Source organism: Rhizobium sp. WCS2018Hpa-16, from assembly GCF_031843705.1.
Lineage (GTDB): Bacteria > Pseudomonadota > Alphaproteobacteria > Rhizobiales > Rhizobiaceae > Agrobacterium > Agrobacterium tumefaciens_C.
The window spans coordinates 160,126-176,912 of sequence record NZ_JAVTIX010000006.1; the positions used below are offsets into that span (position 1 = coordinate 160,126).

The 16,787-nt window shown below is 56.9% G+C and carries 12 protein-coding genes; 4 read left to right on the forward strand and 8 right to left on the reverse strand.

Annotated features, from left to right (window positions below; translation table 11 throughout):
* Nucleotides 1–38: 38 nt before the first annotated feature.
* Entirely contained in the window at nt 39–1,079 is a 1,041-nt protein-coding gene (locus tag RQI55_RS17690) for an AraC family transcriptional regulator (protein WP_042616835.1), read from the forward strand.
* 32 nt (nt 1,080–1,111) lie between these two features.
* Here the strand turns inward: RQI55_RS17690 and RQI55_RS17695 are convergent, their stop codons facing one another.
* From RQI55_RS17695 to RQI55_RS17730, 8 genes are all read right to left on the reverse strand, one after another.
* A complete protein-coding gene (locus RQI55_RS17695; RefSeq protein ID WP_042616834.1) occupies nt 1,112–1,825 on the reverse strand; it encodes an ABC transporter ATP-binding protein in 714 nt (237 codons plus the stop codon).
* Entirely contained in the window at nt 1,822–3,591 is a 1,770-nt protein-coding gene (locus RQI55_RS17700; RefSeq protein WP_311273055.1) for a branched-chain amino acid ABC transporter ATP-binding protein/permease, read from the reverse strand. The genes RQI55_RS17695 and RQI55_RS17700 overlap by 4 nt, the downstream gene beginning before the upstream one ends.
* On the reverse strand, nt 3,588–4,634 hold the full coding sequence (locus tag RQI55_RS17705) for a branched-chain amino acid ABC transporter permease (protein WP_042616833.1): 1,047 nt from the start codon (nt 4,632–4,634) through the stop codon (nt 3,588–3,590). The genes RQI55_RS17700 and RQI55_RS17705 overlap by 4 nt, the downstream gene beginning before the upstream one ends.
* Nucleotides 4,635–4,721: 87 nt before the next feature.
* Nucleotides 4,722–5,867, reverse strand: coding sequence for an ABC transporter substrate-binding protein (locus RQI55_RS17710; RefSeq protein ID WP_311273056.1), 1,146 nt, complete (start codon nt 5,865–5,867; stop codon nt 4,722–4,724).
* 430 nt (nt 5,868–6,297) lie between these two features.
* Complete coding sequence (locus RQI55_RS17715; RefSeq protein ID WP_311273057.1) at nt 6,298–9,612, reverse strand: TonB-dependent receptor domain-containing protein; 3,315 nt, start codon at nt 9,610–9,612, stop codon at nt 6,298–6,300.
* Nucleotides 9,613–9,779: 167 nt separating this feature from the next.
* A complete protein-coding gene (locus RQI55_RS17720; RefSeq protein ID WP_311273058.1) occupies nt 9,780–10,751 on the reverse strand; it encodes a FecR domain-containing protein in 972 nt (323 codons plus the stop codon).
* 77 nt (nt 10,752–10,828) lie between these two features.
* Entirely contained in the window at nt 10,829–11,296 is a 468-nt protein-coding gene (locus RQI55_RS17725) for a sigma-70 family RNA polymerase sigma factor (RefSeq protein ID WP_311273059.1), read from the reverse strand.
* 321 nt (nt 11,297–11,617) lie between these two features.
* A complete protein-coding gene (locus RQI55_RS17730) occupies nt 11,618–12,268 on the reverse strand; it encodes a GntR family transcriptional regulator (protein ID WP_192066080.1) in 651 nt (216 codons plus the stop codon).
* A 143-nt stretch (nt 12,269–12,411) separates the two neighbouring features.
* On the opposite strand from RQI55_RS17730, the gene RQI55_RS17735 reads away from it, so the two are divergent.
* The 3 genes from RQI55_RS17735 to RQI55_RS17745 all read left to right on the forward strand — a co-directional run bounded on the left by RQI55_RS17735 (nt 12,412) and on the right by RQI55_RS17745 (nt 16,773).
* The gene (locus RQI55_RS17735) at nt 12,412–13,827 is read left to right on the forward strand and encodes a malonyl-CoA decarboxylase (protein ID WP_311273060.1); all 1,416 of its coding nucleotides are present in this window, start codon (nt 12,412–12,414) and stop codon (nt 13,825–13,827) included.
* Entirely contained in the window at nt 13,824–15,338 is a 1,515-nt protein-coding gene (locus RQI55_RS17740; RefSeq protein WP_311273061.1) for a malonyl-CoA synthase, read from the forward strand. Before RQI55_RS17735 ends, RQI55_RS17740 begins: the two co-directional genes overlap by 4 nt.
* Before the next feature lie 88 nt (nt 15,339–15,426).
* The gene (locus RQI55_RS17745; protein WP_042616825.1) at nt 15,427–16,773 is read left to right on the forward strand and encodes an SLC13 family permease; all 1,347 of its coding nucleotides are present in this window, start codon (nt 15,427–15,429) and stop codon (nt 16,771–16,773) included.
* Nucleotides 16,774–16,787: the final 14 nt, after the last annotated feature.

Consider the following 16,787-nt stretch of genomic DNA (forward strand, 5'->3'; position numbering starts at 1 on the left):
GATATATCGCGCCATGTGCGAGGTCGTGGGAGGCTGGTTTGGCGAGGCGAGACAATGAGCTGAGGCCCGTCACCTATATCCGCGTTTCCGCCGTGATGCCCTTGATCAAAAAGCTGAAGGTTCACCGCGATGTCATGCCATCGCTTCTATCCCGGCACGATGTTTCAGCAGCAGAACTCAGCGATCCCTACGCGATCATTCCGCTGCATCGCTTCGTCGCGCTGCTGGAGGACGCAGCTCTTCTATTGGACGATCCGTTTCTGGGGGCAAATTTCGGCGGGGATTTCAAGGCGGCGGATATCGGCCCGATGGGCATCTTGTTCTCGCTGGCGCCATCGATCCGCGCAAGCTTCGACAGGATCAGCCACTATCTGAACTCGCTGCAGAATGCGACGACGTCGGTTCTGGTCGATGAGGGCGACCGCCTCGTCTGGAGCTACAGAATTACAGACAAGACGATCTGGCCGCGCCGACAGGATGCCGAATACACACTATCGGCGACCTGCCACCTTGCAAGATCCTGCTTCAGCGCACGCTGGGCTCCGCTTGAGGTTCACTTCGAACATGACGAGCCAGACAATGTGGAGCGGCTGCGCAAGCTGATCCGCGCACCGCTGCTGTTTCGCCAATCCAGCAATCGCATCATTTTCGATGCCCAGAAGGCGGACAAAATCTACCGGGAAGAGGATAAGGCATTAACCGCCCTTATCGAAAGGCAGCTCGGAGACCTTCTGGATCAGGCACCGCGCGAGATTGATCCGGTCGCGCAGGTCAAGAAACTGCTGGAGCTCTACATCGGCCGCCGGCCGATCACGCTTCGCTTCCTTGCAGAAGAAATGGGGCTGTCCCAGCGCACATTGCAGCGGCACCTGAAAGCGGAAGGTAAGAGCCTGACCGAGTTGACGCGCCTGCACCGCGAAGACCTTGCGGCAAGGCTTCTTGCTGCAAAGAAGACCAAGCTGGCCGACGTGGCGCTGGCGCTGGGTTATACCGATGGCGCGACGTTTTCCCGCGCTTTCAAACTGTGGAACGGCACGCCGCCATCCAAGGCTTCACGCAGCTTGGCCAAAAAGCCGTAAGGCGATGACAACGCCATCGCCCCGCGGAAGCGCTAATGCCCACCCAGATAGATCGAAACAAGTCTGGGATCGTCCATCAAACCTTTCGCCTCGCCCTGCTGCACGATTTCGCCCGTTTCCAGCACGTAACCCGTGTCGGCCAGCTGGAGAGCGGCCTTGGCGTTCTGCTCCACCAGAAGAACGGACAGGCCCTGCCCGCGCATCACACCGATCTTGGCGAAGATCTCATGCACGATCAGGGGAGCCAGTCCAAGGCTTGGCTCGTCCAGAATGAGCAGCTTCGGCTTCGACATCAGCGCCCGGCCCAAGGCGAGCATCTGGCGCTCGCCGCCCGACAATGTGCCGGCCTCCTGTTGTCTTCTCTGTTTCAGCCGGGGAAAGAGCTCGTAGATGACTTCAAGCTCTGCCTTCACCGTCTGTCGCTGATAGACACTATAGGCACCCAGAACGAGATTGTCCCTGACGCTCATCTCGGCAAAGAGTTCGCGCTTCTCAGGAACAAGGCAGATGCCCAATTCGACCCGTTCCTCGACGGACAGGCGACCGATGGGTTGCCCGTTGAAGCTGATCGTACCGAGCGACGGCATCATGCCCATGATGGCGGACATCATGGTGGTCTTGCCCGCGCCATTGGGGCCGATGACCGTTGCCACCTCCCCTTGCCGGACCTTGAAGGACACACCGCGAACGGCCTCGACCTTGCCGTAGGAGACGTGGAGATCGTCGATTTGAAGCAGGACAGTCACGCGACACCTCCCAGATAGGCTTCCTGAACACGCGGGTCGTTGCGGATCATCTCAGGCGTGCCCTCGCTAATCCGCTGTCCGAAATCCATCACAACGATCCTGTCGACCAGCGACATCACGAAGTCCATGTCGTGCTCGACAATCAGGATGGTCAGGTTGCTCTCGTCGCGCAGCGACCGCAGCAAATCCGCAAGCGCCATCTTCTCCTGCCGCCGCAGACCGGCAGCAGGTTCATCAAGCACCAGAAGAACAGGATCCGAGGCGAGCGCACGGGCAATTTCCAAAACACGCTGGCTACCCAATGGAAGGTTGCCAGCCAGTTCAAAAGGCTTGTCGCCAAGCCCGACACGATGAAGCTCCTGCAGCGCACGGTGCCGAACGATGGCCTCTTCCGCCCGGTTCAAGCGCAGAAACGCGGAAAACAACCCGCTGCGGGTACGGGGATAGGCACCCACCATGACGTTTTCCAGAAGCGTCATCTTCGGCCGCAACTTCACGTGCTGGAACGTGCGACCTATGCCAGCGCGCGCAATCGTGCTCTGCCTGCTGCGGGCGATATCAAGTTCACCAAAGCTGATGCGCCCTGACGAAAGCGCAAGTGCACCCGTCAGCAGGTTGAACATGGTGCTTTTGCCAGCGCCGTTTGGTCCGATGAGTGCCAGGATTTCGCCAGCCTTCACGTCGAAACTGACCTTGTTGACGGCCACGAGGCCGCCGAAACGACGCTCCGCGTCCTCGACCCGCAAAAGCAGGCTGCCTTTTTTGGGCCTTTGTCTTTCCGGCAGATCGGCGGCCTTTTCGGGCAAGGGCGGACGAGAGCGAGGCAGGAGGGGTGCGAGAACGTGAACGAGCCCCTGCCGGGAATATTGCAGGAAGAGGAGGAAAAGAACCCCGAAGGCCACAGTCTCCAACTGTCCGGCACCGCTGACGACGTAATGGAGATAATCCTGTATGCCGTTCTTCAACAATGTAACGATGGCTGCGCCAATAATGCCGCCCAGCGGGCTGCCCGCCCCACCGACCATGGCCATCATCAGATATTCGATCCCCATCAGGGGCTCGAAGGGCGCGGGGCTGACGAACCGGCTCATATGCGCGTAAAGCCAACCGGAAATCGCAGCCAGTGCGGCGGCAATGACGAAGCAGCTGATTTTAACGCGGAAGGGATCGATCCCGAGGCTTTCCACAAGGGTATTGCCACCGCGCAACATCCGCATCGCACGTCCCGCGCGGGAATCGAGCAGATTGTAGACCAAGAGAAGCGCAAGGCCGACAATGACCCAGATCAGGTAGAAGATCTGGCCGCTGCTTACCAGGGGATATCCGCCAAGACTGATGGGCGGAATGTTGGCAAGTCCGTTGTGCTTGCCCAGCGTCTCCAGATTGCCGAACAGGAAGCCGATGGCAAGCCCCCAGGCAATGGTGCTGAGAGACAGAAAATGCCCCTTCAGCCGCAATGTCATGGCGCCGAGGATAAAGGCACAGAGGCATGTCAGCACAAGCCCGGCTGCAAGACCAAGCCAGGCCGAGCCACCGGCCGCCGTCGTGACCCATGCGGACGTATAGGCGGCGACGCCGACGAAGGCGGCCTGCCCGAAAGACACAATGCCCGCAACCCCTGTGAGCAGGGACAGCCCGATGGCGACAAGCGCATAGATGCCGATATAGTTCAGAAGCGTGATGGTGAAAGGGTCAAAGACCAGCGGTGCAAAGCCCAGGCATATCAATCCGATAGCAAGGCCGCTCAAGAGATAGGTGCGGTTCATTCTTCGTCATGCTCCTCGCTATGGGCAGTCTTGAAGGACCGGAAAACCAGAATCGGGATCAGCAGGGAGAACACGATCACATCGCGGAAAGAGCTGTCATAAAAGGACGAGAAGCTTTCCAGAATGCCGACGAACAGGCTGCCGACGAGAGTGCCGGGGTAACTGACCATGCCGCCGATAATGGCTCCGACGAAGGCGCGAAGGCCGAGCAGGAAGCCCGAATCATAAAAGATCGTGTTGACCGGCGCGATGAGGATGCCCGATACACCGGCCATCAGCGATCCGACGATATAGGCAATGGCACCTGACCTTTCCGGGCGGATGCCCATCAGCCGTGCGCCTGTTCTGTTGATCGCCGTTGCCCGCAGCGATTTGCCGACAAGGGTAAACTCGAAGAACAGATAGAGAAGAAGGCTGAAAACGACCGCCGCCATCATGATGAGGATGGCCTGCCCTGTAACGACGACATTGCCCACGAAGAAAATCTCTTCCGTCAGCGGCTGGGTGCGCACACCTTCTGCACCGAAGAACAGAAGCCCAATGCCGACAAGCGCGAAATGGAGCGCCATCGATACGATCAGCAAAAGAAGAACCGAGCCATCAGCAATGGGCCGGTAGACGATCCGGTCCAGCAGGGGCGCAATCGGAACGATGAGGATGAGGGTAAAGACGATGCGCAGGACCATCGATGTCTGATAGAGCGGTGCCGAGAGCCAGACCAAGCTCATGAGAGAAAGCGGCAGCACAAGATAGAAAAGTGCCGCGCGCCAGAGCTGGTGGAGGCGCTTCGTGCGGGCAAGGCTCGTCAGTTCAAGCGCAAAGGCAAGGCACGCCAGGATCGCTACAAGCCCGATCGTGCCGGGTTGGCGATTTGCTTCCAGCGCCGCCAGCGTAAGCGCAGAAAAGGCGGCGATGTCGCCGAAGGGAATAAAGACCACGCGTGTGACGGTAAAAATCAGGACTGTTCCAATGGCGATCAGAATATAGACCGCACCAGAAGACAGCCCGTCGACAGCGAGGATCGAGGCGGTATCGAAATCCATCAAAGGCTCTCCAAGCGGAAGGTTCGCCCACCCCGATGACGGGGCGGGCACCAAGTCGGGCGCCGGGCTCGTGGCGATTGGCAGGTATCAGGGTTCGTATTTCCAGGCGCCATCCACCAGCTTGACGACCACAAGCGAGCGATCGTCCACGCCGTAGAAATTGCCCTTTCTGAAATTGTAGACACCATGCACGCCGGCCACTTCCGTGGAGGTCAGGATCGCATCCTTGAGGGCAACGCGAAACTCGGCGGTGCCTGGCTTGTTTGTCTTCAGCGCCTGCTCAGCAGCATTCAGAAAGACCATCCAGGCATCGAAACCATAGGCGGAAAAATTGTCCCGCGTGGAAGAGCCATTGGCTTTTTCATAGGCTGCACGGAAGGCCAAAGACAGTTTTTTGGCGTAATGGTCATCGGGCAACTGCTCGGCAACGACAACAGGGCCGATGGTCACCTTGACGCCCTCAACAGCCTTGCCGCCAACGCGAATGAAATCATCGCTGACGACGGGCGCAAGCCCGTAAATGCCGCCCTTATAGCCGCGTTTGGCCAGTTCCAGCGGCGGAAGGGCAGCCTGCGTGGCTGAAGACCCCAAGAGAATGGCATCAGGCTTGCGGGCCATGATCTTCAGCACCTGCCCCGTTACTGAGGTATCAGTGCGGGCGTATCGCTCATCGGCCACAAGCGTAATCTTGCCCGCGGTTTCGGCGGCCTTTGCGCCCGCCAGGCACAGGTCCCCCCATGCATCGGAAAAGCCGATGAGCGCGACATTGTTGCGGTTATCGCGCTTGATGCGGTCTGCGATGACGCTAGCCATCAGCATTGCGGGCTGGGGCAGAACGACGCCCCACTGATCATTGCCCGCCTGCAGGCTGACGGGGGCAACGGCCAGCATTGGAACCTTGAGTTCTTTTGCCACGGTCATCACGGCAGACGACGATGGCGCGGTCGCAGCCCCGATGACCAGATCGACCTTTTCTTCCTCGATGAGCTTGCGCGCATTGCGTGCCGCTGCCGAAGGATCTGTCCCGTCATCGAGTTCGATCACGGTGATCTTTTCGCCGCCGATCTCGCCCTTATAGGTCTGGGCGGCCTTGATGCCCTTGGAATAGGGAATACCGATGGCGGCACCGTTGCCGCTGAGGGAGGTGATGAAACCGATCTTGATCTCTGCGTTCGCCCCCGACGAAAACGCAATCCCGGCCATTAAAACCGTTGAAAACAGACTTGGACGCATATTGTGTTCCCCTTATTGTATCGCAGTTCTCTGCGTTTACGATGCCTGGGCCGTTTCCTATTCACCGCTTGACGTCATCCAGGATGGATAACCGTCCCTTGATCCCGGTGGACGGCGAAAAGCGGCAACGGACCGGCGATATCGCCGACAGCCCCAGTCAAATGACAATGTGTCACTGACGGCAGCTTGGCACCGTTGTTGCCTCGTATGAATAAGCGTGCAGGGAAAAGAGATTTGCCCGGTCTGCAAAACTGGCCAATCACTTGGCCGCTTCGAGGGGGCTACCGAAGCCTTTAGGCTCCGGTAGCACGACAAGGGGCTGGGTATGAAAAGCTGAATGCCCTCCGGTTTCAGGAGGAACACCTCAACTCGGTGTCTCCATGAAACCGGTAGTAGGGCTATGCGGCGTAAAAGGCGTCAGTTACACATCTCAAAAATGGTAATTGAGGCCGACGCGCAGGCTGTGGGTCTTCAGCGTATTACTCGCTTCGCGGCCAATGGGTACATCCGCCCCACCTTGGATGTTCTGACTGGCGCGTTCAAAGTCGAATTTCTTGTCGGGGTAATAGCCGAATAAATACTCCGTTCTCAATGAAAGCCTGTCGCTGAAAGCGAACTCCAAGCCGCCTCCAAGAACCATACCGGGTCGAAGTTTCTCTTCGGTTTCCGAAAAGTAAGGTCTCGTCTCAGAGCCAATTTGACGATACTGGGTTCTTTTTTGCTTTTCTTGCACCAAGCCAACACCACCGGTGCCATAGAGGAGGGTCCTGCCGAACGACTGCCCAAGACGCACACGCCCTGATGTTTCAGCACCATAACTCTGGTGGTATTCTGCCTGTAAAGCCTGGGTGAACGCGGACACCGGCATCCCCTGCTCTCCTCGAGCGCGTGTAAAACCCCCGTCAACTTCAAAGCCCAAAACCGTACCGTTACCAAACTGGTGATTATAACCGGCGTGCAATCCACCCAGAATGGAATTAGCATCGCGGTCAGTCTTTTCGGAAGCCGCGATGGCACTGCTCGCACCACCGGCAGCGGTCGTGTCTCCACTTGCTGAAAAGTGCTTTCCGCCCCAATCCGCACCGACATAAAAGCCGGTCCAGTTGCCGTCGAAACTGCCCATGGCAGGAGCGGCATCGTCTGACCGCGAGGCAACGAGGTTGCGCGCATCTGCAGAGAGAACGGCTTCCCGATTGCCATCACCAAACCGGCTTACGAAGTTGACCCGTATCGTCCGGCCCGGAGAGGGAAGAAGAGCCACTTCCTTTCCAAGACTAAGCGTATCGACATAATATTTGTCGAATAAATTATCGACTGTGAATGACAGCGTTGCAGTGTCTGACACGCGATAGCTTCCAAAAAGGTCAACAAGCTCATAGCCCGGTTCAGTTTCAATATGCGTGTAGCGCGCGCCAAGTGAGAGCTTTTCATCGAAGAAACGGCCACCAATCGTGGCAGAGAAGCTCCGCTTTGGCGGAATATGCTCCTTGAAAAAGGCATAGCTGGTCTTCGGCATACCATCATAGCATAGGGCAGCAGACGCTGGTGACCGTGCGTAGCAACTTTCGATTTCGGTGTATTCGGTACCGCTCAAAGAGCCATAATACCGTCCCGCATCATAGCTCGCCGATATTTCGACGCCCTGAGTCGAGACCCGTGGAATGTTGCTCATGACGAGCATATCGGTCGAATACCCAGCTGATGTCGTCAATTTCTCACTTCCAAGCGTGATATAATTGGTCACATCGTTTCTGAACCAACCGGCTTTGGCCTGAAAAAGATCGTCTGGTGTGAAGATGCCGTACTTCTGTAAATTCACACCAACTTCAGTGTTGTGGGCGTGTTCAGGCAAGAGATTTGTGTATGGGTTGACCGAGCTGGAAAATCCTTGTGTACCTTCAAAAGAGCTCGCTGCTCGCAGAGCCTCGGCATAACGACCATAAAACTGGATACCCTTTACCGGCTCCACCAATGCGGAGAATGAAGGCGCCCATCCAGAAGCCTCGTCACGATTGAGCCGTCCTTCCTGTACCCAGCTTATGCCCGGATTTTCATCCTGAACGGTCGAGTCGATATGCCGGAGGCCTGCGGTCAATGTGACCCATTGCTCCGGTTTGTACTCAACGTTTCCGAAGTAACTATCCTGCCTGCGCCAACCCGCCCTCGTATTGTCCCAAGCCCTCCCGGGATATTGAGCATTCAAGGAATCCCACGATTTCGATTTGCCGAAATCTTCCTGATCATGCGCGAAACCATAACTGACAGCCAGATCGCCGGCATCGCCGGAAAATCTTGAGGTGTTGAACACCGTAAGGCCCCAGCGCTCGGAAAGAGTCGCGGCGAACATGTCATCATTATACAGTTGGCCTGCCCAAACAGTCCGGACGGGGTCAACATTGAAACTGTCAACATTCGTCGCCCAAAGATCGGCGCGCAGATCGATCAACGGATTTTCGGGCTTGTATCTGTAACGCGCCGTATAAGTGTCGACTTCAACCTCAGAGGTGGTCTGGTAAGCAGTGTCAGCCCACATCAGCTGCGACGGCTTCATTTCGCCGAACAGACTCTCATAGCGCATATAGGACAGGTCGAGCGTGTGGTTTTCGTTTGGCCGCAGGACCGTTTTCACCATATGGGATGTATTATCCATCGACGTATTCGTGACCTGCTCACCATACGTAAAAGGGTGCGCTCCACCTTTCCAGAAACTTGGGTTTATCCCGCTTTCTCCTGCGAAATAATTCCCGTTATCGCGTTCCGCGCGCCCGACAATAATGTCAATCATCTCTGAACGATACGCGGCGGTAACGGAGCCATTCTTTCCCCTTAGATCAAAGGGATCAGGCCTATTATAGTTACGGACGGCTGGCTCGCTGCCGCCTATTGTGGCCGCCTCAGGAGGGCTTGCCGAATTGCCGGAAAGCCCTCCTCTTACGACAACACCCCATGTTCCACCGGGCGCAATGATGTCCCCGGCGTTGAGCGTGCGCGCACGCACGATACCACCTATGGCGCCTGTTCCGTCCGCAGCTGCACTCGGCCCCTTTTCAATACTCACGCCACCGATGAAATCCGGGTCGACATATGTTCGTCCGGCCATCCCCGCATAGCCGCGATAGACCGTGCTTTCCTGCAATGCCCCGTCAATCACCACCGGAGAACGGCCCTGTCCCTGCATGCCGCGAATATTGACGTCGAGCGCACCCGAGTTTCGATTTTCACCGTTCAACACGCCGGGAATTCCCGTCAGCATGTCACCCGGAGAAGAGCCGCGAAAACGCTGGATATTTTCCTGCGAGATATATCCCGAGGTCCCCGCGCCCTGATAGGTTCCAGCCTCAAGCTCAGCGTCCGTTGGCACCGTACCACCACGCGCACCACTGATGGTGATGGTCTCGAGGACTGTTGAGCCATCGGAACCCACATTGGCGTCGCTGACTTGTGGCTTGGAGATCGTCACCGAACCTTCACTGGTAAAGCTGTAGGAAAGGTCGCTCCCGGCCAATAGGCGCGCCAGCGCACTTTCTTTGGTAAAACGACCTTTCAACGCAGGTGCAGATTTATCTTTTGCAAGCGCTGCGGAATAGGCAATCTTGATGTTGCTGGCCCGGGCAAATGCGTTGAGTGATCGAGCAAGAGCCTGTGCGGGAATGTCGAATGAAATCTGTGCCGACGTCGTGCTTTTCTGTTCCTGAGCATGCGCGATCGATGTTGCTGTGGGCGGAATGATGGCCGTGGATGCCACCAGAAATCCTCTCAACCACTGCGTCCTAGGTCTTATTCTCATAATAGTCCCCTATCCATATTCAGACGGGACCTTCGTCGTCACACAATTCTTGCGCCCGTCATATGGTAAGACCGGACGCGATGGAAAAAACCTCAATGAAATATGATAAAAATACTCATAATAAACTAAACCATTGAAATTAGAGTGATATAGTTGCCTATGTGGCGAACGAAAATAGGCAGGCCGGCTTCGAGAGCGTCGAGAGATCCGAGCGGATCCCTGAGATCCAGCACCGTATTGATGGTCATGGATTGAAGCGAGGAATCCGTGATGAGGATCACGCCCGAGTGCCAATTGGACAAAGCCGCAACCACCTCCGAGAGTGAACGTCCTTCGGCGACATATTTGCCATCAAGCCACGCCGACGTGATCGACACATCCTGCGCAACGACTGCACCGATTTTACCCGATGGATCGATTGCCACTTTTTGCCCAGCCTCGATCTGAATTGAAGAGCTGAGACCGGATTTGATGCGCACGGCGTGTTCAACCACGGCGACCTCGACGCCCATATCAGCTTGTTCCAAAGAAACATCAAAGGCCGTTCCGAGAGCCGTCACCGAAACATCTCCAGCAATAACTTCAAACGGCCGGTTTGAATCTGCCGCAACCTCGAAATAGGCTTGGCCGGTTCGCAACACCACTTTTCGAAGGGCACCTTCAAAATAGACGTCAATCGCAGAGCAGGCATTGAGGGATACCCTCGATCCATCTGGCAGTTCGACGGTACGAGACGAGGCCGTTGACGTCGCGTAGTCTGCCGACATCCGATTGACCACTCCGGAAGACCAAACAGCATGCCCGATGCCGACAGCAGTTCCCAAACCTGCACAGCCCAGCAAAAACTGCCTCCGCGAAACGCTTTTCTTCCCGCGTTCCAGTTTGATGAATCCGCTTGATGCCTCTACCTGTAAGTGAGACATGCTGTCCCACAGCGCCTGCGCCTCAACTGCGGCCCGCTTGTGGGCGAGGCTTGTCGCACACCATTCCGCATGGCGGTTCCAGTCATCCTTAACCGCTGAGCCAGAGTGAAGCCGCACGATCCAAAGCAAAGCTTCATCGGACAGGGTCGTGCCGACATCGGGATCAGGAGACATAGGCGCCACCGATTTTGTTTGACCGCTGGCTGGGTGAGATTGTGGATTTTTAGACATATTTCTCATTTGCCAGCTGCTCAGCTTACCAGATTTCGGCAATGCAGCAGGGCGCGGACAATATGCTTTTCCACCATGCTGACTGAGATTCCGAGTTTTTGTGCTATTTCACGGTGGGTTCGCCCCTCCAGCTTGTTCAGCACGAAAGCTTTCCGGCATGGGGATGGCAATTCGTTGAGCGAGATGGCGATGATCGCAAGCTGCCTGCGCAGTTCATATTGCCGAAACGTATCATCAGCCACATCAGCATCGGTCAATGAGTCGACATCCACCCGGTATTTTCGCTCACGATATTCTCGCGTCGCAAAATCGATGGCCGCATTTCGGGTGGCGGTGAACAGGTAGGTTTTAGGGTGAAGTATGGGAGTTTCCGCTGTGCGAGCGCAGAGCTTGACCCAGGCATTCTGAACAATCTCCTCACCATTGTCACGGCTACCGACGAGGCGTGTGGCAAATCTGACAGCATCATAATGATGACGTCGGAACAAGCTGGTGAGCCAGCTATTGAATGAGTATGCCATCGTTTACCTTACACGCATGTGCCGCATACCGGCATCTGAGGTCGTGTTCTTTGGAGACCATCCGCCAGGAAAACAGTTGCGGATAAAACCTTCCTCTTTTTCTCACCTTTTTTTATTCTGTCAAGATGCTCGTATCTGGAAAACAACTGCATCTGTCGTCGCATTGCCGAAAACACGCAAGACAGCCATGCATGGGGAACGGGCTGACGGGTTCACCGTATGAGAGGAATGATATGGCGGCTGCCAAGCAGCAGCGTGTTTTGCTCGGCCAGCGACCCTGTTATGGGCCTATCTGGCTGCCATGCTGGCGACAAGATCACTGAATCGTTCGCCCTGAACGCCCACATGCCCTCTCAGCAGGTTGCGCGCTTGATCTCCATCTCCGGCAAAGATGGCGTCTACGACAGCACAATGCTCCGCAAAGGATGTTGAGAGGCGGTTGCGAACGCGAAGCTGGAGACGGCGGTGTGGGCGCAGCCGACGGTGCAGTTGCAGACATTGCTCTTCCAGAAAGGCGCTGCGGCCCGCTGCGTAGATCGCTTTGTGGAATTCTTCATTGTCGTAATAATAGGCGTCGCTGTCTCCGGCAGAGGCCGATTGCCTGCACTTTTCATGGTTCGCGGTGATCGCCTGCCGCGAGCTTGCGTCCAGCCGCCGCGCGGCAAGCGACCCGGCAAGACCTTCCAGCTCGGCCATGACCTCGAACATTTCGTAGACCCGGTGCGGGCCCGGATCGATGACAATGGCGCCGCGCCTTGGCCTGATCTCGATGAGGCCGATGGCGTCGAGCTGCATCAGCGCCTCACGAACGGGCGTGCGCGAGACACCGAAACGGGTTGCCAGCACGGTCTCGTCAAGCCGTTCGCCCGGCTTGAACTCGTTGGAAAGAATAGAATTTTCGATTTCGTCGCGAAGCCAGCGGCCGGTATTCTCTGACATCAGACTGCTTCCTTCATACGTAAATTCTATTCTTGTATACACGATTGCATAATTCGTGTACGAGAAATCTGTTGCTATATACTACCCGTGGAACCGGAGCGTGGGAAGTGCCACTGCCCGGCTGGCGATAGAGGAAATTGGCTATGTCTGAGGCTTCCTTCTTTACCGACATGTTGCAAAGCATCACGGATCGTGGGCGCCAGCTGCTTTTTTCCGGCTCGCGTGCAAACCGTGCTCCCGCGGAACTGGATCTTCAAACACTCTGCGAGATGTTGCTGTCGAGCCGCGGCGAGGCATCGGGCATGGCGCTGGCCGCCGAAATTCTGGACCGCTGGACGGCACTGGATGAGGAAGGCACACAGAGCTTTTTCCAGATGCTGCATGAAAAGTTCGGCCCCGAGGCAGGCGCTCTGGAAAAGGCCATCGAGACGTATCAATCCGACAAGAGCTCGGCCTCGATCATTGCGCTCCATCAAGCAGCAGAGTCACGCCGTCAGGAGCTTCTCCGCCGGCTGAACCACGCGCCCAACGGCACCGCCCGCCTTGTGCAGATGCGCCAGCAACTTCTCAGCGCAAAAGACCAGTCCGAGGGATACCGTGCGCTCGACGCCGATTTCACGCATCTGTTCGGCTCCTGGTTCAATCGCGGCTTCCTGACCTTGAGGCCCATTGACTGGTCAACACCTGCCTATATCCTTGAAAAAATTATCAAATATGAGGCCGTCCACGAGATAGCAGGGTGGGAAGAGCTACGCCGCCGTCTGGCCCCTGCCGACCGCCGCTGCTTTGCATTCTTCCACCCTCGCCTTGTAGACGAACCCCTGGTGTTTGTCGAGGTCGCGCTCACCCGGTCCGTGCCCCGCGCCATCGCAGATGTGCTGGATGAGGGCCGCGAGCATATCCGTGCGGATGAGGCAACAACGGCGGTCTTCTATTCGATTTCCAACTGTCAGGACGGACTGCGTGGCATTTCATTCGGCAACTTCCTGATTAAACAGGTGGTGGATGATCTGCGAAAGGACCTGCCGGGCCTGAAGAATTTCGTGACGCTGTCTCCTGTGCCGGGCTTTGCCCGCTGGCTGTCCAGGCTGCGCGCAGAAACGGCACAAGCCGCGCTGCCCGAAACAGTCCGCAAGACCCTGACGGTGATGGATGAACCCGGCTGGGACGAAAACGCAGCCGCCACCGCAGAGTTGGAGCGCGTGCTTTTGCCGCTCGCAGCACGTTACTTCCTCACCGAGCGCACCCCAGAGGGCCGACCGGTGGACCCGGTTGCCCGTTTCCATCTGGGCAATGGAGCGCGGCTTGAACAGTTGAATTTTCTTGGAGACCGTTCTGCCAAGGCCATGCAGCAGGCGCATGGGCTGATGGTCAACTATCTCTACAAGCTGGACGATATCATCGCAAACCATGAAGCCATGGCGCAGCGCGGCGAGGTGATTGCTTCAGCGGACGTCAAAGGCTTTCTCAATCACATCGAAGACGGTCGGACGAAGGCCAGCCAACAAGGGCCATTCGCCCAGATCATGAACTCAACGCTTGGAGGAGCGCGCAAGTGAGCAACCATCTATTCGACGCAATCAGATCTGCGGCGCAGGAAGACGCATCTTTCATCCGCGTCGGCAAAGACCACACATGGGCCTATGGTGACGCGATTGCCCTGTCGGGCCGCTTTGCCAGCGCAATGGACAGATTGGGCATTCAACCCGGCGACCGGGTGGCCGTGCAGGTGGAAAAGAGTGCCGAGGCGCTCATCCTTTATCTCGCCTGTGTGCGGGCCGGTGCGGTCTATCTGCCACTCAACACCGCCTATACGCTGGCCGAGCTCGATTATTTCGTCGGCGATGCGGAGCCACGGCTTGTGGTCGTCGCCTCTTCCGCCCGCGACGGTGTCGAGACCATTGCCAAAAAATATGGCGCGATGGTCGAAACGCTGGACGCCGATGGAAGCGGTTCGCTGCTCGATCTGGCCCGCGATGCGCCCGCTGACTTTGCCGATACTCCGCGCGCTCCCGATGATCTGGCGGCCATCCTCTACACATCGGGCACCACAGGGCGGTCCAAGGGCGCAATGCTGACCCACGACAACCTCTTGTCCAATGCGCTGACCTTGAAGGACGTCTGGCGGGTTACGGCAGACGATCGGCTGATCCACGCCTTGCCGATTTTTCACACGCACGGCCTTTTCGTCGCCACCAATGTGACGCTGCTTTCAGGCGCATCCATGCATCTGCTGACGAAGTTCGATCCGGAAGAGGTTCTGTCGCTGATGCCGCATTCCACTCTGATGATGGGTGTGCCAACCTTCTACGTCCGACTTTTGCAGAGCCCGCACCTCAACAAGGACGCTGTCTCCAATATTCGCCTGTTCATCTCCGGTTCGGCGCCATTGCTTGCCGAAACCCATAATGAGTTCCACGCCCGCACCGGACACGCGATATTGGAGCGCTACGGCATGACCGAAACCAATATGAACACCTCCAACCCCTATGATGGCAAGCGTATCGCCGGAACGGTCGGTTTCCCCCTGCCCGGTGTCAGCGTGCGCGTAACCGACCCTGCAACCGGAACCGAGCTGCCCACCGGCGAAACCGGCATGATCGAGATCAAGGGGCCGAATGTTTTCAAGGGCTACTGGCGCATGCCGGAAAAGACCGCAGCCGAGTTCACGGCAGACGGCTTCTTCATCAGTGGCGACCTCGGAAAGATGGATGCCGAGGGGTATGTGCACATCATCGGACGCGGCAAGGACCTCGTCATTTCAGGTGGCTACAACATTTACCCCAAAGAGGTCGAAGGCGAAATTGATGCAATCGACGGTGTTGTCGAGAGCGCTGTGATTGGCGTCCCACACCCCGATTTTGGCGAGGGAGTCACAGCCATCGTCGTGCGCAAACCCGGCGCGACGGTAGATGAAAAAGCGATTATCGGTGCGTTGAGTGACCGTCTTGCCCGCTACAAACAGCCCAAACGCGTTGTTTTCGTCGATGACCTGCCGCGAAACACCATGGGTAAAGTCCAGAAGAACGTGCTCAGGCAAAACTATGCAGAGCTTTACGCCAAAGGCTGAGGAGCAAGGCGTTCAGCATGATGAGCACATGAAACCGTCTATCTGATTTTAAAACGAGACGACGCGGGAGGCGTCGTCGGGGGGAATTATGGGTATTGAAATTCTGTCTATAGGACTGCTCGTTGCCATGTTCATCATTGCAACGATACAGCCCATCAACATGGGTGCGCTGGCATTCGCCGGTGCGTTCGTTCTCGGCACTCTCGTCATCGGCATGAAAACCAGCGATATTTTTGCAGGCTTTCCTAGCGATCTGTTTTTGACGCTGGTGGCCGTCACCTATCTTTTCGCGATTGCGCAAATTAACGGCACGATTGACTGGCTTGTCGAAGGTGCCGTTCGCATGGTTCGCGGGCGGGTTGGCCTCATCCCCTGGATGATGTTCCTGATTGCCGCCGTTATCACTGGCTTCGGCGCTCTCGGGCCTGCAGCCGTCGCTATCCTTGCCCCTGTCGCATTGAGCTTTGCCGTCCAGTACCGAATCCACCCTGTCATGATGGGCCTCATGGTCATCCACGGCGCACAGGCGGGCGGGTTCTCGCCCATCAGCATTTACGGGGGCATCACCAACCAGATCGTTGAAAAGGCGGGGTTGCCTTTCGCTCCGACATCGCTGTTTCTCTCCAGCTTCTTCTTCAACCTTGCCATTGCTGTACTGGTCTTCTTCGTTTTCGGCGGCGCAAAGGTGAAGAGCCAGGGCGCTGCCCCGTCCGACTTCCTACCAGAACTGCATCCAGAGGGCGTAACGGCTGCCATCAGAGGCCATGGCGGCACACCTGCTTCACCCACACGCGAACATGCTTACGGAACCGCTGCCGATACCGCACCCAAGCTACATCTGAACAGTAAGCGCATCACGACCCTCGTCGGCCTCATCGCTCTGGGTGTCGGCGCTCTGGTCTTCAAGTTCAATGTGGGTCTTGTTGCAATGACAGTGGCCGTCGTTCTGGCCCTGCTATCGCCAGAAACGCAGAAAGCCGCCATCGACAAGGTGAGTTGGTCAACCGTGCTGTTGATCGCAGGTATCATCACCTATGTCGGCGTCATGGAAAAGGCTGGCACGGTAACCTATGTGGCCGATGCGATTTCTAGCCTTGGCATGCCGCTTCTTGTGGCACTTCTGTTGTGCTTCACCGGCGCAATCGTTTCGGCATTCGCATCCTCGACAGCCCTGCTCGGCGCCATCATCCCGCTTGCGGTTCCGTTTCTGCTGCAAGGGCATATCAGCGCAATCGGCGTTGTCGCAGCCATCGCGATTTCCACCACCATTGTCGATACGAGCCCATTTTCGACAAATGGTGCACTCGTCGTTGCCAATGCGCCCGATAGTGAACGGCCCATGGTGCTGCGCCAACTCCTGATCTACAGCGCGCTCATCGCCATCATCGGGCCCGTCATTGCATGGCTCGTCTTCGTTGTGTCAGGCATCGTCTAACACCCGAAACACCT